Raw genomic sequence first — 23105 nt, 5'->3', positions numbered from 1 at the left:
AGTAATTTAAGCCATAGTCCCGCTTAATAAACCATGTCTGAGCCCATAAAACAAAGGATTCCGGAACTGGTGATGGGAGTACGCAACCTTGCATCACTGGGAGCCTGCAAAGACCATGCTGATGCAGCCTATTTTTCCATAGACAGGCTCAGTCTCCGATCAAGAGCAAATGAACTCACATCAGATAATCTGGCAGACTTTATGGGGCAGGTGCATGAATATGGCATGAAGGGTTATCTTGCTGTCAATGCTGTCATTTATCCACATAACCTGCCTGAGCTTGAAAATGTGCTTGAGACCGCAGCATCCGCAGAAGTTGATGCTATAATAGCATGGGACCCTGCAACTATAATGCAGGCTGCTGAAAAGGATCTCAAGATACACATATCCACCCAGGCCAATGTATCTAACCCGCAAAGTGCTGAATTCTACCTATCCATGGGAGCAAGCAGAGTCGTACTTGCAAGAGAATTGAGTCTTCAGCAGATAAAAGAGATCAGGGCGTGCACTGATGTGGAACTGGAGGTATTTGTCCACGGAGCGATGTGCCAGGCAATATCCGGCAGATGTTACCTTTCCGCACACCTGCTGGGAAAGTCCGGGAACTGTGGGGAGTGCAGCCAGCCTTGCCGATGGGAATGGTCTCTTTACTCTGACAGGGGTGAAAAGGTTGACCTTGAAGGAAAATATCTCCTCAATGCCAAGGACCTCTGCATGATAGAACATATCCCGGAGCTTATGGAAGTCGGAATCGATGCTTTTAAAGTAGAAGGCAGGCTACGTGATCCCGGATATACATATACAGTCTCAAGATGCTACAGGAAAGCCATAGATGACCAGACAGGCGGCACTTATACTCGCGAGGCTGCCAGACTGCAGAAAGAAGAGATGGGACGACAGTACAACCGTGGATTTTCCACCGGCTTCTATTTTGGTATTCCCGGTCCTGAGGGACTGGCCTGCGATCAGGCCATGAATGCCTCGCCTGTGAAAAAACAGGCTGTCGGAATAGTTCTTAACTATTTCCCAAAAATTGGCGCAGCGTCAATAAAGCTCACAGAAGAGGGAATCGGACTTGGCGACAGGATAGTTATCGGAGGCAGTACAACCTATAATGAGCAGGAAGTCTGCTCTTTGATTGTGGAAAGGGAAAACGTCTTGCGGGCAGAGAAGGGAATGGAAGTAGGACTGGCAGTTGACGGGGTGGTCAGAAAGAATGACAAGGTTTTCAGGCTTGAGGAAAAAATAGATCCCAAAGTCAATTCTGATGGCACCTTTCATTCACCGCAGGATTTGAAATAACAACATTAAAATGATAGTTTGAAATATATATGGAAATTGATGTTACAAGAGTATATAAGCACTTGACTCGGAGGAACATATTATGGACAGGTTTATGCAATGTGCAATTGATGAAGCAAAAAAAGGATTGAATGAAGGCGGTATCCCAATCGGGTCCGTCCTTGTGAGAAATGAAAAGATAGTCGGCCATGGTCATAATATGAGAGTACAGAAGGATGACCCTCTGGCACATGCAGAGATATCTTGTCTCAGAAACGCAGGAAGGATTGGCAAATACAATGACACGATCCTTTACTCGACATTGATGCCCTGTTACCTTTGCGCAGGCGCTGCCGTTCAATTTGGTATAAAGAAGGTCATTGTCGGAGAAGCAGAGAATTTTCATGGAGCAGCGGAATTCATGAGAGAACATGGAGTAGAGGTAATAAATCTCGATATTGCCGAATGCAAGCAAATAATGAAGCAATTCATAAAGGACAAGCCGGATCTATGGTATGAGGATATAGGTAAATGATTGCATGAAACGCAATCAGAGCATATGCAGTTCAAGCTTTTTTGAATGTTGCCCAGAACACACTGCCAGTTCCGGCCGGTCCATCTTCAACACCGGCTCTGCCTCCATGGAGGTCAACTATCCTCTTGGCTATAGCAAGACCAAGACCTGTGCCTTTCACGCCTTTCTTTTTATGCGACAGGCGTTTGAAGCGGTCAAATACTATATCTTTGTCAGCGTCAGGTATCCCATCCCCATAATCTCTTACATTCACTCTCCATTCGCTGCCAATATCCCCTATCTCGAGGGTAATACTGCTATTAGAGGGGCCATATTTGATGGCATTTGAGATGTAGTTAGCAAAGACCCCTTCAACAATAGGGTTGATCCTCGCATAATAGTGATCATTGAGCCTTATATCCATAGTTATGTTCTTTTCAGACAATTGCATCCTGAAATTGTCTGCAACATCACGTAGTATAGTCCCAAGTTCCATCCTCCTGAACTCAATATCGTTCGTATCTTCGAGCTTGGCGAACTGGGCAGCGGAATCTATCATATTGATGAGACGGGATATGTTATCATCTACGATCCTGAGCTTGCGGGATTTGTCAGTATCAGTCTCAGCCTGCAAAAGCATACCTGCAAATCCTTTAGCTATACCTGCAGGATTCATGAGATCATGCCCCATTATATCAATAAAAAGGTCTTTCAGATCATTTGAATATTTGAGACTTCGGGCATATTGTTGTAACTGTTTTTCTGATTTTTTACGGTTGGTCGTATCCCTTACGACACATATGCATCCCTTATCGAGACTGGTAAGAGATATTTCCTGAAAGAAACGGCTGCCATTTTTCTTTAACCCGACAGCTTCTCCCCTCCAGACACCTTTGCGGGTTAACTCAGGGACAATATCCATTTTAAATCTCATTACCTCAGATTCCTCATAGAGATCTTTCCACGACCTATCAGCAAGTTCCTGCACATGGTCATAACCCCAGATACTGGCATAGGCTCCGTTGAGGTAAACGTATCTTCCATTCTCATCCAGAATAGCCATACCATCGATAGAGGATTCAACTGCCACAGTCCTCACCTGAAGGTTCTCCTCCACCTTTCTCCTTTGAGTTATATCCTCTCCGGAACTCAGGACGCCAACATGACAACCACAATTGTCCATTATAAGCTTGCTGTACCAAGAGACGATTTTCTCCTCCCCATCATTTGCAATCAGGGGGCCTTCATAATGAATTATTGACTCGTCATCCGAATCCAGCGTTTTAAAGTAATGCTGCTTTGCTTCATATCTTGAGGACAGCGGTACAAAAGTGTCAAACCAGTTACTACCCAGAATATCTGCTTCTTGGCAGCCAAGTATTTCCGTCGCCCTCTTATTGACAAGAATAACTTTCTGGTCACTGTCAAGTACAAGCATCATAACACCTGCAATATCAAGATAGTTCTGGGCTTGATCACGTTCAAATAAAACCTTATCATGCAACGATTTGATCCTAAGAAGGGACATTACCCTCATCTTCAGTTCCAGCCGGTCAACCGGCTTGGTAAGAAAGTCGTCTGCATGGGACTCGATACCCTTCAGACGGTCCTCCCTGGAAGAAAGCGCAGTGACCAGGACAACGGGAATGAAACGGGTTTCAGATGATCTTTTGATTTGTTCACATACCTGATAACCATTCAGGCCAGGCATCATCACATCCAGAAGAACAAGGTCCGGTCTCTGCTTCAAAATGAGTTCCAGAGCATCAGACCCACAATACGCAGGAATTATTTCATAATCTGCAATAAGATAAGCCTGGAGCAACTCCACATTCATTGGCTCATCGTCTACTATAAGTATCCGGGGTCTTGGGGATGGAGGCATATCGTATTTATTTAAAGTGCCAGGAGTTAGATCAGGCACTTATTAATCACTGACAACAGGAACTGTATATAACTTTATAGTAATTATAGATATCTACATAATATCTATCAGATCTTAAATAAATATGTTTTATAAATGAAGTAGCTAGGACTTGCACAGCTCAGCAAGGCAAGTAGCAGAATAATGCTTTGTGGTATATGGATGCCTAAAAACCACTCATAATTATGAGTATAATCACATCGCTATGCATAGACATGTTTATATATATAGGAGAAAGAATCCTGCAATATTCAACCGTGCTACACAAACCAGAATTATGTACATTTGCATTCAGGACAGAAACCTGGTATCGGCATTGTATGTAGTAAAAGGTAATGGAGTATGAGCGGACCGGGGGGTCCATGTCATTATTCGAAGAAAAGATTTGCAACTAATAGCGAAAGCTGTCTTTATTATGTTGATAGTGTCATTTAATGTCGCTTCAACTGGCTATATTAGCGAATCGACTGCAGTTGCTTCCAGAGACGCAGAAATAAACAATACAATTCTGGCTGTGCCTTATTATAATCAGGGTGATACCAGTTGGTGCCTATATTATTGTCTTGTCATGATGTCAAATTACAATGAGAGATACCTTGATCCATGGGAAATCGCTTCTCATTTTAATTCCGGTAATAATGAGACCTTTGCAGGACAATACAATCCTTTTGACTATGCACTTGAGGACTACTTAAAAAAGGACCTTTCCCTTAAGATAAAAAAGACAGTGTGGGGATATAGTCTTAAACCAGTTGACACTGAAAGTTTCAATTTCATGGTGAGAAGCAATATAGACCGAGGACAGCCCGTCCTGCTGGCTTTTCAGTATACTGTTCCAGGGCACACAAAGCAAGGTCATGCAATCCTGGCAGTCGGATACGATGAAAAGTTCATATATCTTACAGATCCCAGCGGAGCCATCACGGAAGGTCTCTTTGGAGCAAATGGAAGACATATTGCCGTACCCATAAGCTGGGAGGAATTCAACGAAAAGCTGGCAGGGAATATAATGCCCTCAAATATGGCATTTACAATTGAGATACTTGAAGATGCGCCCGCCAGTACTCCTGCAGGGTCAATATATATGACAGATTACAGCAATCATGGATATAGTTGCCTCACTTTTGTAAACAGGACCAACATAAAGGATATCGGTTTACTGCGTTTTGACGGTAAGTATGGAAAAGGATACTACATAGCTAGAGGGTCTGACCTGATAGCAGAGCGAGAACCAACTCCAAGTGACACGATGTCAGTTTATTTCACCGTGGCAAACCCTTCACCGGAAGAAAAGGATTACATAGTTCTGAGCGAGGTCCTTGGAAAGGACGCAGGGGGCAAACTGGAATGCTTCCGTTTCCCCATAGAGATAACGGTCCCTCCATATAGTGATGTCTCAAAAGGTGTTAACTATTCCAATCATCTTGGGACCATATCTGCCGGCACTTATTCCATTGTAGTAACACTGCTGGACACCGATGCGCAGAGGATTGGCTCAACATCCATAGATGTGAGCATCGCTTAAAAAGCCCATTTAAAGGACGGACAGCAATACAAGTAAAAGTCCGATGAGCACGAACACTGATACTATAATAAGAGATATTTTCCTGTGCCTTGCTTCTTCCGGCGTCAGCGGTATAGCGTCCATACTATACATCTTCTCAAATATATGACCTGCTGCCAGCCCAAGACCTGCGCCGATGACCGGACCCATACCGACAAGGGCCCTGCTATCAAAAGCAACTGCAAGGACCATTCCCATGAGGACACCGAAAATGAGCCCGATACCGATCCAGATCCCTCTCCAGCGCCCCGGAGGGAATCTGCCGCTTTCAGTTACTTTTGCCTGCTGTCTGAATACAAAAGCAATAACCATACCCATAAATAAAAAGATCAATGCTACTGATGCAATCATGAATAAGAGGACCATGTATAGCACTGGCGGGTTTATCATTTAAGCCTTTTTATTAGATCCTAACCTGAACTGGTCCGACTGAAAAAAACAACATAACTTGAGTTGATATGACCCCTGGTAGTTCCATACATAGGTATTAATCATCACAGGCAATATACAGCCGACAACCAATAAGAAACAACATCTATAGTGATACTATGATAGGTTACATCGCAGGGATACTGACTACGATAGCTTTTGCTCCTCAACTCATCAAAGCCATTAAGACAAAATCTACCAGAGACATATCTTTGATGATGCTTATATGCACCACCATTGGTATGATGCTTTGGTTGGCGCATGGATTGATAATTAACGATCTTGCGCTCATTGCAGCTAACAGTATTTCAGTAACGCTTGCTTCTGCATTGTTAATTTACAAACTAAAACAGGATTATATAACTACATAATAGATATTTCCAGCTAATCTCCATGATAGTTGAAAATATAATAAGTGATCCATTTACGGAAATTAGCAAAAAGATAACATCCCGGAACGAGCGGGACAGTTAGCTATCTAGCAAACAAGAAAGAAATTAACCATCTTTTCCGATTGCATCTACCGGGCAGCTGGTCATGGCATCGTCACTGGCTGCTTTCTCCTCATCATTTTCCGGCTGCTTGTAAACATAAGCGTGTGTACCATCATCTGCCATGATAAAATTAGCAGGAGCAGCGTCCACGCATAATTCACAAGCAATACACTCTTCATCAACATAATACGGACCCGGAATAGTTTCTGGTACTTTATTAGTCTTATCAGCCATATTTTACTCCCTCATAAGAACCTCAAAAATAATTGTAATCCAAAAGGATAAGTCTTTTTCGATAACAATGTTTTCTAAAAATTGGGAACCCAAAAAGCACATTTCATACATAAGTACCTGAAGACTGGTAGGCCTCTTCTTGAAGAATGTATTTAGTGAATACATGTGAAAAATCGAATTATTGATACTAAACTGTGCAACATACGAATAAAAAGACTTATAACTTACAATTACCATACAACTATGATAAGGGGGTACAATGCTAAAGCATTAAAAAGATGTGCAACACTGGCAGGTATTCTATTTGCCGTTGGATGCACGGATAGGGGGACAATAATGTAATGACTATAACATGGGAGTAGAGAACGGATAATAAAGGAACTGTGGATCGTTTGTGGCCACGGTCCAAGAAATATTCGTGTATTATGTACTACTTTCAACTGAACAGATACCTATTCAGTTCATCTGTGATAGGATCGGGGTGAAAGATGACAAAGTTACACAATATATAAACTGGGGATTAATTTATGCGAAAAGGATTGATAATATCATTTGCTGTACTACTGGTTGTGTTTTTCGCAATCGGATGTACAGATACAGGTACCGACGATGGAACAAATGACACGGTAGTTGTTCCTCCTACAGACGATGAACCTACAGAAGATGAAATAACTGAGCCTACAGAGCCGACAGAATCTACAACAACTGATGACGGAATAGTGGAAACGACAGAGGTAATTGTAGATGAGGACGGATTCAACCCGGAGACCATCGGGGTTATGATTGGGGATACTGTAACATGGACAAATACCGGCCAGGAAGATGTCACGATTACATCTGATGATGACTTCTTCAGTTCTGGCATACTCGGTCCAGGAGAAACATTCAGCTACACATTTGATGTAGCAGGAGCCTTTGATTACAGTTCCGAGGAAGACTTCCTGATGTCAGGTACGGTAATAGTGGAGCCGGGAGAAGAGAATGGTACAATGGGCGATAATCAGACGGTCACCCAAACAACAGTTCCAGCAGACACTGAAGAGAATATAACTCCTGATGACAGAGGTTTTGAAACAACTGATGAAGGAGACATAATAGTAGAGAGTGACCAGCCAGCTACTAATACAACCATTACACCGGATGAGGAAGACAACAATACCCTCTAAATTGTAAGGACTTAAAAGATGAGGAGGTTATGCCTCCTATTCTCTTATTTGCTCTTTCCTGCATCTTACTTATACCCAAGTTGTTTTAATAAATTCTTGCAACACCCTCAAAAATATTTGTTTTTAGTGTTTCTTTACGAAGACTTTATCCTAGCTGCAAGTTGCTTCCCAAGCAGTTCTATGTTATTGAAGTCTTCGTCCGAGGCAGGACCGTTTATCTCTATTGCACCCAATACTTCGATCTTTGTAGGTTTAAGCATCTCAGAGAGTTGCCTGATGGCACCACCTCCCCAGCCGTAAGAGCTGAGTGCTACCCCATATCTCAGAGGTGGCTTGAGGATCTTCACCAGATGAGCGGCATAGACTGCAAGCGGGTGCATCTCTCCCAGGACTGTGGGGGTGCCAAGTACGATTGCCCTGGAATCCACAAGCTCACGGGCGATGTCACCTATATCGGCATTGAGCAGGTTGAAGTAACTTATCTGTATCCCTTCTGCCATCAGGGTTTCAGCCATTGATTTGACCATTGCCTCCGTGGCACCCCACATGCTTGCATACACCAAAATAGCCTTCTCCTGAGTTTTCCCTGCGGTCCATATATAGTACATTCCAAGTATCCTCTCCGGATTCCTGTAGATAGGCCCATGGCTTGGAGCTATGATAGCAATATCCATGTCCTTAATCTTTTCCAGAGCCTGTGCACCTTTTGCTTTAAAAGGCATCATTATTTCCCCAAAATACCTTTTAGCCACTGATATAAGGTCTTCTACCTCGTCATCATAGAATCCGGCTGCTGTATGCGCACCAAAGTAATCACATGAGAACAGTATCCGGTTCTCCTGCACATAAGTGAACATCGTTTCCGGCCAGTGGAGCCATGGAGCTTCTATGAAACGCAGTGTTCTGTCTCCAAGTTCCAGGGTGTCACCATCCTTTACGATTACCAACCTCTGCTCGGGTATCTTATAGAATACCTGCGCCATCTTCGCTCCCTTCTGTGTGGTTACAAGCTTTGCATCCGTAGAAATATCCATTACAGCCTTTATGGCAGTGGCATGGTCCGGTTCTGCGTGGTTCATTATCACAAAATCCAGTGCCTTTATATCAGTGAGACTACCCAGCTTGTCTATAAGCTCATCCTCAAAACCAGGATTTACACTATCAATAAGCGCACTTCCCCTGCTACCCTTAACCAGGTATGAATTATAGCTCGTACCATCAGGAAGTGGTATTAAAGCATCGAACATGCGCCTGTTCCAGTCTTTTGAACCGACCCAGAAAATACTATCAGAGATTTCCGGTGTATAGTAATTCATTATATCCCCCCTGTAAAACGGGACACTGTTAACTCGACCTAGCACATATTGTCCCGTTCCCCTATAGATATTGGAGAGGAGGCTACTTAAGTGATTTGTCAGGCTTCCCCAAGTAGCTGCCACACTATGGCTCAGAGAAGTGATAAATTAAAAGGGTCAATGAAATTAAACAAGGATATAATTAAATAAGATGGTTTTATAGTATTGCATGTGGATCAAGGCGCGGGGGAGCCGAATCCATATTAATTATCTAATTCGGACTTTAGGGGGCAATTAGACTTTAAGAGCACATATTCTGGCTATCCGAGTATTGCTCTTCTGTAAATTGGCTACTCAAAGGTAGAGAGGGGATTAACTATGTGTTTTTGGGTTAGATTCTGGGAAGATGAAAATAACAATGTGTTGAGAGAAGTGCCTGTGCATGCAGATACAAAAAATGAGGCTAGGGATATATTTCAGCATGATTTTCCAGCTGTGAGCCGTTTTGAGCTACTATCACCTTAAAGGTACAGATATTCTGGTCCCCCATTCATTTCTTTAAATAAGCAGAAGCGAAATGAACACCGTAATAAAGTATTCTCTGACTGTGAACTGATAAAAATTGCTAAGAATTGCTAGGAATTGCTAGGAATTGCTAAGAATTGCTAAGAATTGATAATTATAATACTTCTTGGATCCTGGTCACATCAAAAAGCTTCCTTTTTTCGGACAGTGACCTGCCGTAGTCTGTGAACTCGGCCTTTAAGGAAGGCCAACATTATTAATAAAATTATACAATTCAGATTCACTTTTAAAGTAGAAACCACATATATCAAGTATACACAAAAAGTGTAACGTAAAGGGGAGTAGTAGATGGGATTAGAAGACATCATGAAAGAAATTGCCAGAGAGACTGAAAGTATCGTAGACACGAAAACACTTGTGGGAGATCCTGTAACTTCAGCCGGGAAAACCGTGATGCCAATAATCAGAGTTTCAGCCGGGTTTGGAAGTGCCGGAGGGGAACGTGACAAGCATACAGGCCAGATGGGATTTGCGGCCGGAGGCTATGCTGGGGTAAATATGGAGCCTATTGGATTTGTTGTCATATCCAAGGACGACGTCCGCCTGTTGACGGTGAGCGGAAGGCACACATTTAGCCGCATAGTGGATATGGTACCAGAGGTCATAAGCAGAGTAAAAGAAGGCAGTGAAGTATTAGAGAGGGAAAAAGAGGAAAGTGAAGGCTCCGGCATGAGTGGCCGGACCTCCGGGGAGAAGGAAAGGTTTTCCGATGAAAGCCACAGAGAATTCAGCAGCAGATCCATGCCGGAAGGAGGGGCAGGAGGAGGCAGCCAGGCCACGGCAGGCAGGGCAGGAGCAGAACCGTCCCGTTCCAGAAAGAAAGGACCTGTACCTGACGAAGAGTGTTAACAATCAACTAGATGCGGCCAGTCCTGTACTGGCCTCACAAAAGAAAGACTGTATACTGTAGACAATATATAGTGAAGACAAGATGTGTTACTGATATTTGCATTTTCAAATGGATTAGAATCTGGGTAAGGGACATAATTGCCTGACACTTATGACATGGTCATATTCTGGGCCGTCGTTATGGCCCGTTTCTTCCTGCCACTTGCTATTCCGCGATACCCTCTTCCGGGAGTAGTGGGCTCCTTGATACTGGACACTGTTGACCAGACAATATTCCAGCTATTCACTTCACTGCCACTTGAAGGATACCAGAGCTATGACAAGGCTCTTGACATATATTACCTTACTATTACATACCTTTCGACAATGCGCAACTGGACCAATGACTATGCATTTGGAGTAAGCCGGTTCCTTTTCTATTATCGGCTTGCGGGCGTGGTGTTGTTCGAATTAACACAGCTTAGAACATTGTTGCTTATTTTCCCCAATACGTTTGAATATTTCTTTATCTTCTACGAAGCGGTGCGTCTTAAGTGGAATCCGGCATCATTGACAAATAAGCAGGTGCTGACTGCCACAGCCGTGATATGGATATTGGTTAAACTGCCTCAGGAATACTGGATACACGTAGCCCGGCTGGACACTACCGACCTGATAAGGGCATACCCCCCATTTGCACTGGTGCTGGTCGCCTGGGCTGCACTTATTGCGGTAGCAGTATTTTGGATATTGAAAGGACTGCCTCCTGCAAGAGATGGATTTGCCCTTGCTGCAGATCCCATCCTGGAGAACCTTGATCAGAGAGTAGCCGGTATAAGAGAAAGGAGGTTTTTTGACAGTGCTCTGCGAGAGAAGATCGTATTCGTGTCCTTGCTTGGTATTATTTTTGCAAGTATGCTTCCCGGGGTACGCGCCACCAGTCTCCAGATAACCATCGCTGCGGCCTTCATCATCATTGTGAACACCGCATTGAGCCAATGGCTCGCCAGGCATGGAACAAAATGGAGTTCTCTTTTCAGGGAATTTGCCTTTATGTCAGTTGCCAATCTGATAACTGTCTTTGTATATTTCTTACTGCTGAGCAGGTACGAAGGTTCTATCAATCTTGCCAATACGCTCTTTTTCATACTGTTACTGACACTTAATGTAACACTGTATGATAGGTACAGGCGTGTATATTTACAACGGCAGCTTATGTGACCTTTCTAATTCAAAGGAAATATACAATTGGGTCAAATGAATAGAGATAAATAAGAATATACATAAACTTAGTACCGGGAAGGGGACAGGCTACGCGCAGGCCATACATTGGCACAATTTGCCCGGTTAACCAAAAGTGCGTATAAGAGTTGGAACTGTCCAGTTCATACTCTGTTGAGTAATGAAGGGGGAATTTGATGGACAAAATATACGACATATTGAAGCAAGAGCATGTAAAAGTCATGCAATTATTTGATGAAGCGATCAGCAAGGAATCCAAGGACGTTTTCATGCAGCTTAAATCTGAACTGGACATACATATGGAAGGGGAAGAGAAATTATATTATCCACAACTTGAGAACAAAAAAGAGGCTACAGAGGTTGCTCTTGAAGGTTATGAGGAACACCATGTAGCCAAATTATTGCTGTCCGAGTTAGAGAAGACTCCTACAGACGATAAAAGATGGATTGCTAAAATGAAAGTCTTAAAAGAGACAGTTGAACACCATGTTAAAGAAGAAGAGTCAGAGATATTTGAGAAGTCCCGCAGTGTGCTAAGTGATTCTCAGGCAGAGGAAATTGGAAGCAAGTACATGGAGTTCAAACAGGAGCAAAGTGGATAAAGAGGTATCAGGTATTCTGGCAGGTAAGCAAGTAGTTCTTGCTTACATTTTTTAGTTTATGGAAATGGTTTCTGCAACCTGAAGCGCTCACTTGGGACAAAAAATTTTTTGATTATCACAAACCGAATTCCATGCGACAACAAGGATAAAGGCATTAAAGGAATTCTTGCCCAAGTACGATGCAGTTAGTATTACTTTCAGGAGTAATATTTTTTAAAATAATAAGCATTATATATTGGGAAGTATATTATATTACTGCAGTGGAAGCTACAGGTGATAGCTTGATAAAAAGATGTAAAAGTACACGCAGTAAGATTTTTTGTACCCTTTTATTTTTATCGTTAGTTGTACTTTGCGTAAGTCTCGTATATTCTGCCGAGTCCAGAGAAAATGATCCAGCAGACATTAAACCTAAATTCAACGTGTACAAGATATCCGGTTCGCCTGCAATCCTGATCGATAATCCTTCAGCCCGTGATCCTACCTGGGAGGAGCTTATGCAATTCCTTAAAGAGGATGACACCGACCGGATACTGTATCAGCTAGACAGTTTCAATTGCATCGACTTTGCAGAGAGGTTACACAATAACGCAGAGAGCAGGGGAATCCGTGCAGCTTATGTTTCTGTAAGTTTTCATGACAGGCAGAACGGGCATGCCATAAATGCTTTCGAGACAGCAGATAAAGGCTTGGTGTTCGTTGATTGTACGGGCGCGGAGAATCCACTGGGAGAGCTGGACAGTAACGATAAGATCGCATACATTTCACCTGATAAAGAATATGGTTCGGTCTCTATATATTATACTGATACACCTGCGTATGAGTTCTATGAACAGAGAAAGGACAAACGACTGAAAGGATTCTTTAAAAGTATCGGTACGGTCAAAGGCACAAGGATATTCTGGGAAATGTAACGCTTCTACAGTTACTCATAACAATCCCATCTTTGTTGTATATTTTTGCTTAAGCATTTTAACCGAGTTTTAATTCATGTAAGGAGAGGAATCTTTTTGCTGCCGTAGAAGCGGGATAATTGTAAATCACCAGTCTCAAATAACTTTAAATGAATAATAACTTGCTTATTTAATTTAGTATAAATATAAGTACACATATTCTTTGTACCGTTGAAGCGACAAGTCATTAGATCAATCCAGTTTGAAAGGAGGGGACACTGATGAGGAAACAATTGCTTGATGTTATATTTATGTCAGAAAAAAGAAAGAATGTCCTTCTTTTATTGAAGGATGAGTCAAAGAAAGCACAAGTAATCCTAAACCATCTCAAAACAACAAGGACCGCCCTGCTTCCTCAAATGAAAGTGCTTGAAGAAAATCATCTTGTCATCCATTATGATGATACCTATGGCCTTACGAAGATCGGAGAACTGATAGTCAATGAAATTGAACCTTTATTGGCTACTATTGAGGTGCTTGATAAGAACATAGAATACTGGGGGACTCATAAACTTGATTTCATCCCACCTCGTCTTTTAGAAAGGATCTATGAATTGGGAAAATGTGAAGTAATAACCCCTTCAATCACAAATACCTTTGAAATCGACAGCAATTTTCATGAAATGTCCAATAAGTCGCCTTATCTTTTCTATGTCACTACATTCCTCTACCCGAACTATTCCATGCTTTTCTCAGAATTGATCTCAAACAATGTTAATATACATCTCATCGTTTCCAAAGACCTGCTTGAAAAGATAAGAACTGAAGAGGAAAATGATTTTAAGCAGTTGACCCAAAGTGGGCTGCTTCATCTTTTTGTTTACCCCGACAAAATGGATTTCCTTACCTTTGCATACAATGACAATAATCTCCTGCTTAATGCGTTAAAAGATAACATGGAATTTGACAATAAGCACATACTCTCTTGCAATCCAAGTGCAATTGACTGGGGAAAAGAGCTGTTTGAGTATTATTTGAAATATTCCACGCCAGTAAGTGAGATATGATTAACTGTACTTATGCGAGAGTTTTTAGCTGATAGGGAAATGATGCCTGTACCTTAAATATTGACAGCGTTAAAATAACAACTATGGCATGAAGATAATATTTTATATAATCTTCATACGCGGTGCCAAATTAATGAAGGTTTAGGTTAAATAAAAAAGATGACTATTATGTGTTGCGGGCAGTGGGGTGCTCGTAAATGCGGGAGTGGATTAATTGAGAGATGTTGGGGAACATCTCGGATTCTCAAAGAGAGAGGCGCCTTAAAGCGTGGTGGTTTCCAGGCGCCTCACCCTACCTTGAAGATTACTTTTTTAGCCCACAAAGTGGATACTAATATAAAAATGAATCGAATTGTTTATGCCATTATCCTAAAAAGGATAAATCCTTAAATGCAATTCACTAAATATTCCGGAAAAGGATGGATTCTGAAAGATAGTAGTTAGACGTGCTGAGATGAGGAAAGACCTAGTTAAGCACTATCTGATGTCTTCGACGCCGATTGCAGAAATATAAGCAGCATATATTACAGTGATATCACAACTTCTGACGTGAATCGGGATTCCGTTTGATGATAAAAGCGATTTTGGTCCTGCAGAGATTTCCAATATATGGATAATGATCACTTAAGGTAGAATTCTACAGAACCTTAGATCAAGCAGTAAAATCAAGCTTTTATCAATTTGAGGTCCGAGATTGCTACTGCTTCAAGCAAGGCCCCGTTTTCTGGGAATAATTTCTTCATCCAGGACTTTGCCATAGGGACAGGCAAGATTGCAGATGGTACATTCCATGAATCCACGCTCGGTTATTCTGCGAATGTGTTTCTCCCATTTACCATCGATATCAGTTTCAAGCTCATGGGCCACCACGCATTTATCGTAGATTAATTTTTCACCGGGAGTCACTCCCTGTGAAGGACCCGGAATAATCGCACCGTATGGACATGATTTCACGCACACGGACTCTTTCTGGCACAGAGGTTGCTCCGCACATAAGTCTCTTGAAAAAGGCTCGTCCGGTGTTAGTTCAGCTGTCGTGAGCAAAGCTATCCAGCGTACCCTTGGACCATATTCAGGCGTGATCACTTGTGTGTTGTGACCTATGAATCCAAGCCCCGCAAGATGTGCTGCCACTTTTACATGAACTGAATGAGTCGGGATCGCTTTGATATCCTTGTCCTCCCACAACCATTGGGCCAGCCTCCATGCACGGGTTTCCACAGTTTCGTAGTAGAGGTTATAGTATTCAGCTTCCCCTCCGCTGAAATCACCCGTTCCTGGCGTGCTTATCGCAGAGTTCATTCCCTCGTCCCAGATAACCATCCCCATAACTACAAGGGATTTTGCATCAGCCATAAATTCAGATGGCTTCACAAGTCCGCGACCTGGCGGGAACTCTACATCCTCCAGCTTATTTAAATCAGAAACGCCGAAAAGCTGGAATCCTTTTTCCATGGCTTTAGCTTTTATCTCCTCTTTTAGATCCAACGTTTGTCTCCTGCAGAGATTTGTACCTGCTTATTAACAGAGTTAACTTGCTGTATATAAAACAAAGCCAATGCAATAATCAATACCCATGATAATCTTCAATAGACATGATAATCTGAAAAATGCATGATAATATGATTCTTTTCAGGCTTTACACGAGCTATATTCAATGGAGGACGCCTTTTTTAAAGATGTTAATAAAGGGCCAGGATAAGAGTATAAATACAGATAGCAATACACATAAACATTATACTTAGATATCCAGTTATAAAAAGAGGAACTCCGTGAAGAGCTTGTTAAGACAGTAGTGGATGATTCATTACCAAAGTATATGTGTATAACATAGAGCTTCAGTCTAATCAGAGAAGGAACTTTGACGGGTAACCATGGACAGAAAAAGGATATCATCGCTTTCAAGACCTCTTGATATGGATTATCCGGATAACCGGTTAATAGTTATTCTTTGCACCATGGTGTTTATTGCATCCACGATATTTAGGATGTTGTCTGGAGATAACTTTTTTCCGGGAATCATCTGGAGCGGGAGAGCTGCTCTGTCAGTGTTTTTTGCATGGGCGCTCACAAAGGAGATCGACCCGGATCACCCGGAATCTGCAATCATTGCTGCCTTCATAGGAATATCAGGCCTTTTCCTGTTCAATTATCCAAGTTTATTAATTGCTTTGTTTCTGTTATTCCTTTTCAGGATGGTTAACAGGACAGTAGGAGTGCCTTTGACCTTGTATGACAGTATCTTGATAGTGGTTACAGGAATATATCTCGTTTACACTGGAAAGTGGATTTATGGGATAATGATGTCTATTGCATTTTTTATGGATGCTGCATTAAATAAGCCGGTCAAACGACATTTCCTCTTTGCCTTTATTTCACTCATAGCCAGCCTCCCAGGTTTCTACAGGAACATTACTGAGATTGGGTTTCCATCCGGATATTATATCGTTGTCCTGTTTATCGTGATCCTTTTTTTCATTTTCAGGATAGTATTAGCCGGAAGAATCGGTTCCGTATCTGATGTATCAGGTCAGCGACTATCAGACCAAAGAGTCATTGCCACCTGCATTGTTGCACTTATTGCAGGACTGCTGGCGGTGTCTGAAGGACAGACTGATACCCTTGCAACTTTTCCGTTATGGGCTGCACTAAGTGGAGTAACTATAGTTGAAATTTCACAACGGATACTGAGACTGTTCAGGTACTGAGCTTTATTGCCCATCAAAGGTGGAGACAGTATATAGTAATCAATTAGTTCTTGAAGTTCTCTCCGTTAAAACATTATATAAATTATATGAAGTATATTTAATTTACTATAAATAGCAATAGTTTCTTCATTTAAATTAGTACTCTCTGAAATTACAATCACTTTGATTGAGTGTGACACAGATGACAAAAGCATTGCTTGATGTGATATTTGCATCCGGAAAGAGGAAAGGCGTCCTACAGTTGTTAAAGGATGGCCCTCAGGAAATGGAATATCTCCTTAAATCCCTTGATACAACAAGGCAGGCTTTGCTTCCCCAGATAAGAACACTGGAGGATCATTATCTTATTGATCAACATAAAGATGCTTATCAATTAACCATTATCGGAAAGCTTCTAGTCGATAAGATGACTCCTTTTTTAGAGACGATTGAAGTCCTGGACGCTAATATTGATTACTGGGGAACACATAATATTGATTTCATCCCACCTCATCTTTTGAAGGAAATTAAAGAGATAAAGAATTGCGAAATTATAAACCCTCCACTTACAGATCTATATTCCCTGCATAAAAGTTTCCACCTGAATCAAAAAACAGAATCTACCTATACGGTCACTAATTTTCTTTATCCAGACTATTGCACAATATTCACTGACCTGATAGATAACGGCATCACTGTGAATTACATTGTTTCTAAGGAGCTATTTGACAAAATAAAAATAGAACATTGTAATAATTTTCAGAGTTTTATGAAAAGTAAGTTATTTAACTTTTTTAGTTACAATAAAAAAATGAACTTCCTGTTCTTTACATTTGATGATTTCCATATTGTTATAAGCTTGCTTAAGAAAGATGGGGATTTTGATAGCAAGTTCATTTTATGCAGTACGCAGGATGCACTCAACTGGGGAAAAGAAATGTTTGACTATTATCTGAATGATTCAGTGCAAATAACTCAGATTTAAACTTGTTCTTTATCGGCATACAGTGTTAATAAAGCTTGGATTGCTTTAACTTATCAACAGGATTTCGTGGGCTTTTTTACTGTGGAGACAATGTCAATTGGGTTTTGAAAACAATACTGTAAAAGCCGCATATTAGTTATCGATTTTTTATATAGTTCCTTATAAATAGCAACAGCCTCATAAGTTAATGCGGTGCTATCTGAAATTGCAATTGTTTGAGTGGACGTGATTTAAATAAGTAAACCATTGCTTGATGTGATATGCAAGTCTGAAAAGAGAAAGGGAGCTCTCTTGCTGCTGCAGGATGGAGCAAAGGAAATGGAAGATATCCTTGGATCTCTTGATACCAACAGGCAAGCACTTCTTCCACAGATAAGGATACTGGAAGAGCACTATCTTGTCAATCATCAGAATGATGTTTATAAATTGACAACTATCGGGAAGTTACTCGTCGATGAGATGGTCCCGCTTCTTGATATTATTGAAGTTCTGGACATAGACATTGATTATTGGGGAAGCCATCAGTTTGGTTTCATTCCATCCCATCTCCTCAAAAGAATGAACGAACTGCAAAAATGTGAAATAATAAGACCTTCTCATACAGATATACACGACCTTAATAAGACCGTTATGAAAACATCCTTCAAGTCTGAGTTTCAGCGTGCAATTTGCACATTTTATCATCCCGACTTCCCTGAATTTTTCTCCGGTTTGATGCAGAATAATGCAGATGTTTATTTTATTACAACTCCGGAAGTGCTTGATAAACTAAAGGCAGAGCGTATAGTAGAGTTTGAGAAACTTTTCAAAAATAAACGGTTCCATTTTTATGTCTGCTTTGTAAAACTGAACCTTCTAGCGATTGTATTTAATAATTACCACCTTCTTATTCGCCCACTAAAACATGATGGAGAGATTGATAGCAGCCATATCCTATGCTCCAATCCAACAGCACTTGAGTGGGCAAATGATCTTTTTGAGTATTACCTGAAGGATTCTACGCGGATAACTGAAATTTGATTAATTAATTAATTCAGTAAGCCTCAATATGCTGCTGAAAGCAGATTCGGTTATAAGACCAATTGTGCATGCGATCTACAAGATGTTGCCACAACCTAAGGTGCAAGTGTTTAAAAATCGGATGCGGGGTTATAGTTAACAACAAAAAACGGAACTATTTTTATTAATTATAAATGTTTGACAACGGTTAAAAATACACAAATGATGCTCAGTCTCAAAATATATTATCTATTTTGATTGACATTATATTTTCTAAGCCTATTAGAAGGGCATAACAAGTTGATGTTAAATGTAATCATACAAATTTCTTTGAATTTCTTCATTTTGTCGAATGTTATGAGTATTATTAATCTCTACTGAATGAACTGAATCCCATAAAACTATTTTTTCAGAACCGTCATAAAATAATTTAATGACTTTTTCATTAAAAATATCTAAAATATATCCTTGTATCTCTTTATTTTCATCAGTCGTTATTTTTAGATATGGGTATTTATCACCATAGTTTTTATTTATAACAGTCTTGAGTTTTCTTTTGAATGAGTGGTAAGCACCAATATATAATATTGGTGTTGTCACCATTAAAGTAATAGCAATCATAAATGTCATTTGTAAAAAATGAATCTTATTTGGTATAGAATTCCAGTTATACAAGATGGGAATTAAAAACAATAAATTTATGGGAAAAGATGTGAGTATGTAAACCGCAAAAAAAGTAAAAGCATCTGCAAAACTAGTTGCTTTGTTCAAGATAGTTTGTTTTTTAATAGAAGTCTCAATCCTTTTTTGCATAATTAAAAGACTACTTGTTGGGATGAGAAATGTTAATAATATTGTATATATAAAAATCTTCAAAGCTAGTAACTCATCTAAATCTATTTTAGAGACGTTTTCAGTAAACCAAAGCATAAGGTATAAAGAACCGAATGGTAAGAAAAAACCTAAAAAGAATCCAATGTTTAATGCAATTATCGATTTATCAGCTCTATTAAAATATTTAATCTTATCAAACTTGTTGATGTAAGGACTTATTGACTTACTACCCCTGAAAGCCCCAATTAATTCATTTTGCTTTCTTTTACCTTTTCTATCAAAAAACAAGTATCTTAATGAGTGCTGTAAAATGTTACCAATTATTGCTATAATGAAATATATAGCAAGATAGTCTAGCACACTTATATCATTAAAATCGCCATTAAAATTAAGCATCAGTAGTTGTCCTTACGTTCAATATTGAATTACATTATTATATTAAGTATTGTGTCTAACAAATTTAAAGTTGTTTATTCCAATTCAAAAATAAGAACACAACCTACTCACTGCAGGAGTATTCAAATTCAAATCCTCATTCTTTCTTATCCTTTGCTTAATCCCCTGAAACCTGCTCCTAGAAACTCCTCTTGCTTCAGCTTCTGTTTGTGACATGTTGAGAATCCTCTTCATGATTTTCTGTTTATTAACAAATTCCTGGGCTCTCTTAATCCCTAAAGACTGCTCATCAATACTATTGGCTTCCTTTCCAATTTCAATAGTATCCTTAGCATGAATGTGCTTTCTCTCCAGAATACCAATATCTCCCTCAAACTTATGTTCGGGGTGTTCTGAGTATTGCATGATAGTTTTACTCAATGGCTTGAAGTAGTGTAATCCGTGTTTAATCTCTCCTGTTTCGTAATTAATGAATGGATTATGTACAATGCTTTGATAGTCTTTTGTAAAGGGTGCTAAAGGCTTGACAGTTTTACCATTCTCTTCGATTGTCTGGAAACCAAGAAGGAAAAAACCAAAAGGTTTAATCTGCTCTTCCCAAGACTTCTCTTTATTCAACTTATCAAATCTATGAAGCACATTAGGAGTACTAACAGTAAGCTGTGAAATAGCATAGAGGTTAGAATACTTCTCTTCAATGTCTTCAGGCTCTATCATTCCATAATGGACTTTCAGAATGTCAAGCCATATTTCTTCTTGCCAGCCTTCCTTATTCGAGAATGGGTTTGTTAGATGACCAAGTCCATGCAACTTGAAATCTATCAATTCAAATTTGCCTTTTACGATACGATAGAGAACATAACGCTTAGAAGAGATACCATAAAACCATACATCAATTTTCTTATCATCCTTCAGGAAATCAATATTAAGCTCTGGGTTATATGGGTTTAATTTCTGGAAGTAGTCCATGACTTCCTGTGCATGTTCAGGAGCAACAAAAATACTATCAGTATCCATATAAGCATGGGTTGAACCAAGCTGTTTTACTTTAGCTTCAGCCATTGCAAGAAATAGCCGTGAGCCTGAAGTGATCATAGCACCCAAAAGAGGATGGAAATATTTGCCTTCCTTCTCATAGATATTCTCTGAACTATTGAAGTTATCAAGCCCATAAACCTCAATATCGCTTTTTTTCTCTTCAGGATTCAGCTCAATAAATATTCCATAGCTCATAGCATTAACAAGAATCTTGATAGCCTGGGCTCTGCTTTTTAGTGGCTGATAATCTAGATGGCTTTCGCTTAGAGTCTCTAACTCCTGCTTTATCTTTTGTCTTTCCTCAACAAGAACTTGAACTAAGTTTTCTTTTGTTGGATTGACATCAATTCCTAGTATCCTTGTTTCCTTCAAACCTTCTTGGATTCCTTTAGGAATGAATCTGACAGCTTCCACAATTTCTGCTACTTTTCCAGTAAGAAGAACTGAGCCTATAACATCAGGTAAAGCATACCACAAATCAAAATCAGACTTCAGGTAATTGATACCCACATTATAAGCATTACCTTCCCCTTTGTAATTCTTCCTGACAGGTAGGATATCTTCATCAGGATGTAACTTGACCATTACAACAAAGTCCTTCCAGTTATTCTTATTTTGCAGATAATCAAGGTTAACTCCTGAGAGCATCTCTCTTATCTCATCAGTAACAACTTTCATTTCAACTGACTCAGCAATAATGAACTTCCAGAGATCAAGGAGCATTGTAACGGTTGGATACATGCTTGTAAAATCAAGAACTGTAACCTTAGTTGGCACTTTCCTTATCTTGCACTCACACCTTCCTCCATAGTAAGAGGTCATCATATTTCCAAACATCTCAGGAGAGAAATCAGGATTCAGTTCATGAAAAGGCTTTACTCCAAGTTGCATTAGTGCATATTTGCCAAGTGAAGCATTACTGTATATCTTTGTAGGTGGGATGTCTATCTGATATAGATTAAGCTCAGTAATAAGCTTCTCATACACTTCAAAAGTAGCTCTTACATCAGTTCTCAGATAGTCAATATATCTCTTTGTTACCTTTCCATGTTCAACGTCTTCCATCTTCTTTGTTTTAGTATTGAGCAGCTCGCAGGCTTTCTTAAGAGAGATATGATCTTGTCGAAGCAATACTTCAGCAAGAGTTTGAGCATCAAGTAAATAGCCATAATGTTTATCTTTGCCTTGATTTTCTTTTGTTCCATTGAATTTCAAACTGTATGCTGAACCAAGCTTTTTAATGACTATCTGAGGATTCTCTTCCTTTTCGGATAAGGTAAAGGTAAATCCTCCCTTATTCTTATCCCTTGAATCTCCTACCCTTTTAGCTATCCTGCTTATGTCAAAAGGTAAATTAAAGCCTACACATAGAGTTTTTAGATTATAGATTTCAGGATAAAATACGTCTTCTATAAACTCATCAAGGGTATAGAGAGCTAAATTATATATGTCCTTATAGTTAAATAGTATCTTCTTTTCATTATCGGATAAAGTATAAGGGTTATAGAATAGCTCTTCATGCTGAATATATCCATCCTGGTATATCTGAAAATAGCCTATCTTAAGATTCTGATACGTGTCTATTGTAGTTTCTGTATCAAAAACAAAAACTCTTCTATGATGCAAGGGTGTTTTATCCATGAAAAAGGCTAAATTAGCCTTTTTCTTATCTGTTCTCTTAGCCCTCTGAGTATAAACTCTTAATGCAATGTCAGACATTTTCAACCATCTCATATCCAACATTAATCAAACTATTTCCAAGCTCTACAACAAGGGCACCAATAGAGATTATATTGAAAGCTCTCAGGTTTTGCAAGGAAGCATTACTTGACCTTGCTTTAGGACTAACTCTATTCTGCTTTGTTGTAATTTTAGAATGACAGTTTTTACAAAGGGGTTCTATCCAGTCAGAGTTATTCCTACCCTCAACATGATGCATCTCAATTACTTCGGGGTCATCTTCCCCACATACCACACATGCGGTAGGTGGTATCTTTCCTTTCTTGTTTCTTTTGATGTAATTCACATACGCTTCTTTTTCCATAGTA

21 protein-coding genes are annotated in these 23105 nt (G+C 40.0%); 13 read left to right on the top strand and 8 right to left on the bottom strand.

Annotated features, from left to right (window positions below; translation table 11 throughout):
- Positions 1-33: 33 nt before the first annotated feature.
- Both QZZ22_RS06360 and QZZ22_RS06355 read left to right on the top strand, forming a co-directional pair.
- Positions 34-1302 carry a peptidase U32 family protein gene (locus QZZ22_RS06360; RefSeq protein ID WP_292463509.1) on the top strand — a complete coding sequence of 423 codons (1269 nt, stop codon included), beginning with the start codon at positions 34-36 and terminating at the stop codon, positions 1300-1302.
- 82 nt (positions 1303-1384) lie between these two features.
- Positions 1385-1816 (top strand): nucleoside deaminase, encoded by a 432-nt coding sequence (locus QZZ22_RS06355; RefSeq protein ID WP_292463507.1) that lies wholly within the window; start codon positions 1385-1387, stop codon positions 1814-1816.
- 31 nt (positions 1817-1847) lie between these two features.
- Here the strand turns inward: QZZ22_RS06355 and QZZ22_RS06350 are convergent, their stop codons facing one another.
- The gene (locus QZZ22_RS06350; RefSeq protein WP_292463505.1) at positions 1848-3719 is read right to left on the bottom strand and encodes a PAS domain S-box protein; all 1872 of its coding nucleotides are present in this window, start codon (positions 3717-3719) and stop codon (positions 1848-1850) included.
- Positions 3720-4134: 415 nt separating this feature from the next.
- Here QZZ22_RS06350 and QZZ22_RS06345 point away from each other — a divergent pair, with 415 nt between their 5' ends.
- A complete protein-coding gene (locus QZZ22_RS06345) occupies positions 4135-5244 on the top strand; it encodes a C39 family peptidase (RefSeq protein ID WP_292463503.1) in 1110 nt (369 codons plus the stop codon).
- A gap of 9 nt (positions 5245-5253) precedes the next feature.
- Here QZZ22_RS06345 and QZZ22_RS06340 read toward each other — a convergent pair whose 3' ends face one another.
- Complete coding sequence (locus QZZ22_RS06340; RefSeq protein WP_292463501.1) at positions 5254-5673, bottom strand: hypothetical protein; 420 nt, start codon at positions 5671-5673, stop codon at positions 5254-5256.
- Positions 5674-5831: 158 nt separating this feature from the next.
- Between QZZ22_RS06340 and QZZ22_RS06335 the strand changes: the two genes are divergently transcribed.
- Positions 5832-6083: a SemiSWEET transporter gene (locus QZZ22_RS06335; protein WP_292463499.1), complete on the top strand. Its 252-nt coding sequence runs from the start codon at positions 5832-5834 to the stop codon at positions 6081-6083.
- A 126-nt stretch (positions 6084-6209) separates the two neighbouring features.
- Here QZZ22_RS06335 and QZZ22_RS06330 read toward each other — a convergent pair whose 3' ends face one another.
- The gene (locus QZZ22_RS06330; protein ID WP_292463497.1) at positions 6210-6440 is read right to left on the bottom strand and encodes a ferredoxin; all 231 of its coding nucleotides are present in this window, start codon (positions 6438-6440) and stop codon (positions 6210-6212) included.
- A gap of 527 nt (positions 6441-6967) precedes the next feature.
- Here QZZ22_RS06330 and QZZ22_RS06325 point away from each other — a divergent pair.
- Positions 6968-7606: a hypothetical protein gene (locus tag QZZ22_RS06325; RefSeq protein WP_292463495.1), complete on the top strand. Its 639-nt coding sequence runs from the start codon at positions 6968-6970 to the stop codon at positions 7604-7606.
- A gap of 134 nt (positions 7607-7740) precedes the next feature.
- On the opposite strand, the gene QZZ22_RS06320 is transcribed toward QZZ22_RS06325, so the two are convergent.
- Positions 7741-8922 (bottom strand): FprA family A-type flavoprotein, encoded by a 1182-nt coding sequence (locus QZZ22_RS06320; RefSeq protein WP_292463493.1) that lies wholly within the window; start codon positions 8920-8922, stop codon positions 7741-7743.
- Between the two features lie 852 nt (positions 8923-9774).
- Between QZZ22_RS06320 and QZZ22_RS06315 the strand changes: the two genes are divergently transcribed.
- The 5 genes from QZZ22_RS06315 to QZZ22_RS06295 all read left to right on the top strand — a co-directional run bounded on the left by QZZ22_RS06315 (position 9775) and on the right by QZZ22_RS06295 (position 14118).
- Positions 9775-10335 (top strand): GerW family sporulation protein, encoded by a 561-nt coding sequence (locus QZZ22_RS06315; RefSeq protein WP_292463491.1) that lies wholly within the window; start codon positions 9775-9777, stop codon positions 10333-10335.
- A 138-nt stretch (positions 10336-10473) separates the two neighbouring features.
- On the top strand, positions 10474-11535 hold the full coding sequence (locus tag QZZ22_RS06310; protein ID WP_292463489.1) for a hypothetical protein: 1062 nt from the start codon (positions 10474-10476) through the stop codon (positions 11533-11535).
- 197 nt (positions 11536-11732) lie between these two features.
- Positions 11733-12158 (top strand): hemerythrin domain-containing protein, encoded by a 426-nt coding sequence (locus QZZ22_RS06305; protein WP_292463487.1) that lies wholly within the window; start codon positions 11733-11735, stop codon positions 12156-12158.
- 422 nt (positions 12159-12580) lie between these two features.
- On the top strand, positions 12581-13072 hold the full coding sequence (locus tag QZZ22_RS06300; protein WP_292463485.1) for a hypothetical protein: 492 nt from the start codon (positions 12581-12583) through the stop codon (positions 13070-13072).
- A gap of 260 nt (positions 13073-13332) precedes the next feature.
- Positions 13333-14118: a winged helix-turn-helix domain-containing protein gene (locus QZZ22_RS06295; protein ID WP_292463484.1), complete on the top strand. Its 786-nt coding sequence runs from the start codon at positions 13333-13335 to the stop codon at positions 14116-14118.
- A gap of 705 nt (positions 14119-14823) precedes the next feature.
- Here QZZ22_RS06295 and QZZ22_RS06290 read toward each other — a convergent pair.
- Positions 14824-15606, bottom strand: coding sequence for an epoxyqueuosine reductase (locus QZZ22_RS06290; RefSeq protein WP_292463482.1), 783 nt, complete (start codon positions 15604-15606; stop codon positions 14824-14826).
- Positions 15607-15992: 386 nt separating this feature from the next.
- Here QZZ22_RS06290 and QZZ22_RS06285 point away from each other — a divergent pair, with 386 nt between their 5' ends.
- From QZZ22_RS06285 to QZZ22_RS06275, 3 genes are all read left to right on the top strand, one after another.
- Positions 15993-16826 carry a hypothetical protein gene (locus tag QZZ22_RS06285; RefSeq protein ID WP_292463480.1) on the top strand — a complete coding sequence of 278 codons (834 nt, stop codon included), beginning with the start codon at positions 15993-15995 and terminating at the stop codon, positions 16824-16826.
- A gap of 181 nt (positions 16827-17007) precedes the next feature.
- The gene (locus QZZ22_RS06280) at positions 17008-17790 is read left to right on the top strand and encodes a winged helix-turn-helix domain-containing protein (RefSeq protein WP_292463478.1); all 783 of its coding nucleotides are present in this window, start codon (positions 17008-17010) and stop codon (positions 17788-17790) included.
- Between the two features lie 255 nt (positions 17791-18045).
- On the top strand, positions 18046-18810 hold the full coding sequence (locus QZZ22_RS06275; protein WP_292463601.1) for a winged helix-turn-helix domain-containing protein: 765 nt from the start codon (positions 18046-18048) through the stop codon (positions 18808-18810).
- A 285-nt stretch (positions 18811-19095) separates the two neighbouring features.
- Here the strand turns inward: QZZ22_RS06275 and QZZ22_RS06270 are convergent, their stop codons facing one another.
- The 3 genes from QZZ22_RS06270 to QZZ22_RS06260 form a co-directional block, all read right to left on the bottom strand.
- On the bottom strand, positions 19096-20019 hold the full coding sequence (locus QZZ22_RS06270) for a hypothetical protein (protein WP_292463476.1): 924 nt from the start codon (positions 20017-20019) through the stop codon (positions 19096-19098).
- Between the two features lie 84 nt (positions 20020-20103).
- Positions 20104-22776, bottom strand: a complete 2673-nt coding sequence (locus QZZ22_RS06265) for a hypothetical protein (protein WP_292463474.1) — start codon at positions 22774-22776, stop codon at positions 20104-20106.
- Positions 22769-23101 (bottom strand): HNH endonuclease signature motif containing protein, encoded by a 333-nt coding sequence (locus QZZ22_RS06260; protein ID WP_292463472.1) that lies wholly within the window; start codon positions 23099-23101, stop codon positions 22769-22771. The genes QZZ22_RS06265 and QZZ22_RS06260 overlap by 8 nt, the downstream gene beginning before the upstream one ends.
- Positions 23102-23105 lie beyond the last annotated feature (4 nt).

It is taken from the genome of Methanolobus sp., assembly GCF_016278365.1.
In the GTDB taxonomy this organism is placed as follows: Archaea; Halobacteriota; Methanosarcinia; order Methanosarcinales; family Methanosarcinaceae; genus Methanolobus.
The sequence above is the reverse complement of the archived record's forward strand: the minus strand, read 5'-3'. Positions and strand labels throughout refer to the sequence as shown.

Bases quoted from the DNA above. Each gene is read 5' to 3' on its own strand.
- QZZ22_RS06330 (WP_292463497.1), bottom strand. From the start codon at position 6,440: ATGGCTGATAAGACTAATAAAGTACCAGAAACTATTCCGGGTCCGTAT.
- QZZ22_RS06285 (WP_292463480.1), top strand. From the start codon at position 15,993: ATGGACAGAAAAAGGATATCATCGCTTTCAAGACCTCTTGATATGGAT.
- QZZ22_RS06295 (WP_292463484.1), top strand. From the start codon at position 13,333: ATGAGGAAACAATTGCTTGATGTTATATTTATGTCAGAAAAAAGAAAG.
- QZZ22_RS06280 (WP_292463478.1), top strand. From the start codon at position 17,008: ATGACAAAAGCATTGCTTGATGTGATATTTGCATCCGGAAAGAGGAAA.
- QZZ22_RS06335 (WP_292463499.1), top strand. From the start codon at position 5,832: ATGATAGGTTACATCGCAGGGATACTGACTACGATAGCTTTTGCTCCT.
- QZZ22_RS06305 (WP_292463487.1), top strand. From the start codon at position 11,733: ATGGACAAAATATACGACATATTGAAGCAAGAGCATGTAAAAGTCATG.
- QZZ22_RS06360 (WP_292463509.1), top strand. From the start codon at position 34: ATGTCTGAGCCCATAAAACAAAGGATTCCGGAACTGGTGATGGGAGTA.
- QZZ22_RS06345 (WP_292463503.1), top strand. From the start codon at position 4,135: ATGTTGATAGTGTCATTTAATGTCGCTTCAACTGGCTATATTAGCGAA.
- QZZ22_RS06265 (WP_292463474.1), bottom strand. From the start codon at position 22,776: ATGTCTGACATTGCATTAAGAGTTTATACTCAGAGGGCTAAGAGAACA.
- QZZ22_RS06320 (WP_292463493.1), bottom strand. From the start codon at position 8,922: ATGAATTACTATACACCGGAAATCTCTGATAGTATTTTCTGGGTCGGT.
- QZZ22_RS06355 (WP_292463507.1), top strand. From the start codon at position 1,385: ATGGACAGGTTTATGCAATGTGCAATTGATGAAGCAAAAAAAGGATTG.
- QZZ22_RS06325 (WP_292463495.1), top strand. From the start codon at position 6,968: ATGCGAAAAGGATTGATAATATCATTTGCTGTACTACTGGTTGTGTTT.
- QZZ22_RS06270 (WP_292463476.1), bottom strand. From the start codon at position 20,019: ATGCTTAATTTTAATGGCGATTTTAATGATATAAGTGTGCTAGACTAT.
- QZZ22_RS06315 (WP_292463491.1), top strand. From the start codon at position 9,775: ATGGGATTAGAAGACATCATGAAAGAAATTGCCAGAGAGACTGAAAGT.
- QZZ22_RS06260 (WP_292463472.1), bottom strand. From the start codon at position 23,101: ATGGAAAAAGAAGCGTATGTGAATTACATCAAAAGAAACAAGAAAGGA.
- QZZ22_RS06340 (WP_292463501.1), bottom strand. From the start codon at position 5,673: ATGATAAACCCGCCAGTGCTATACATGGTCCTCTTATTCATGATTGCA.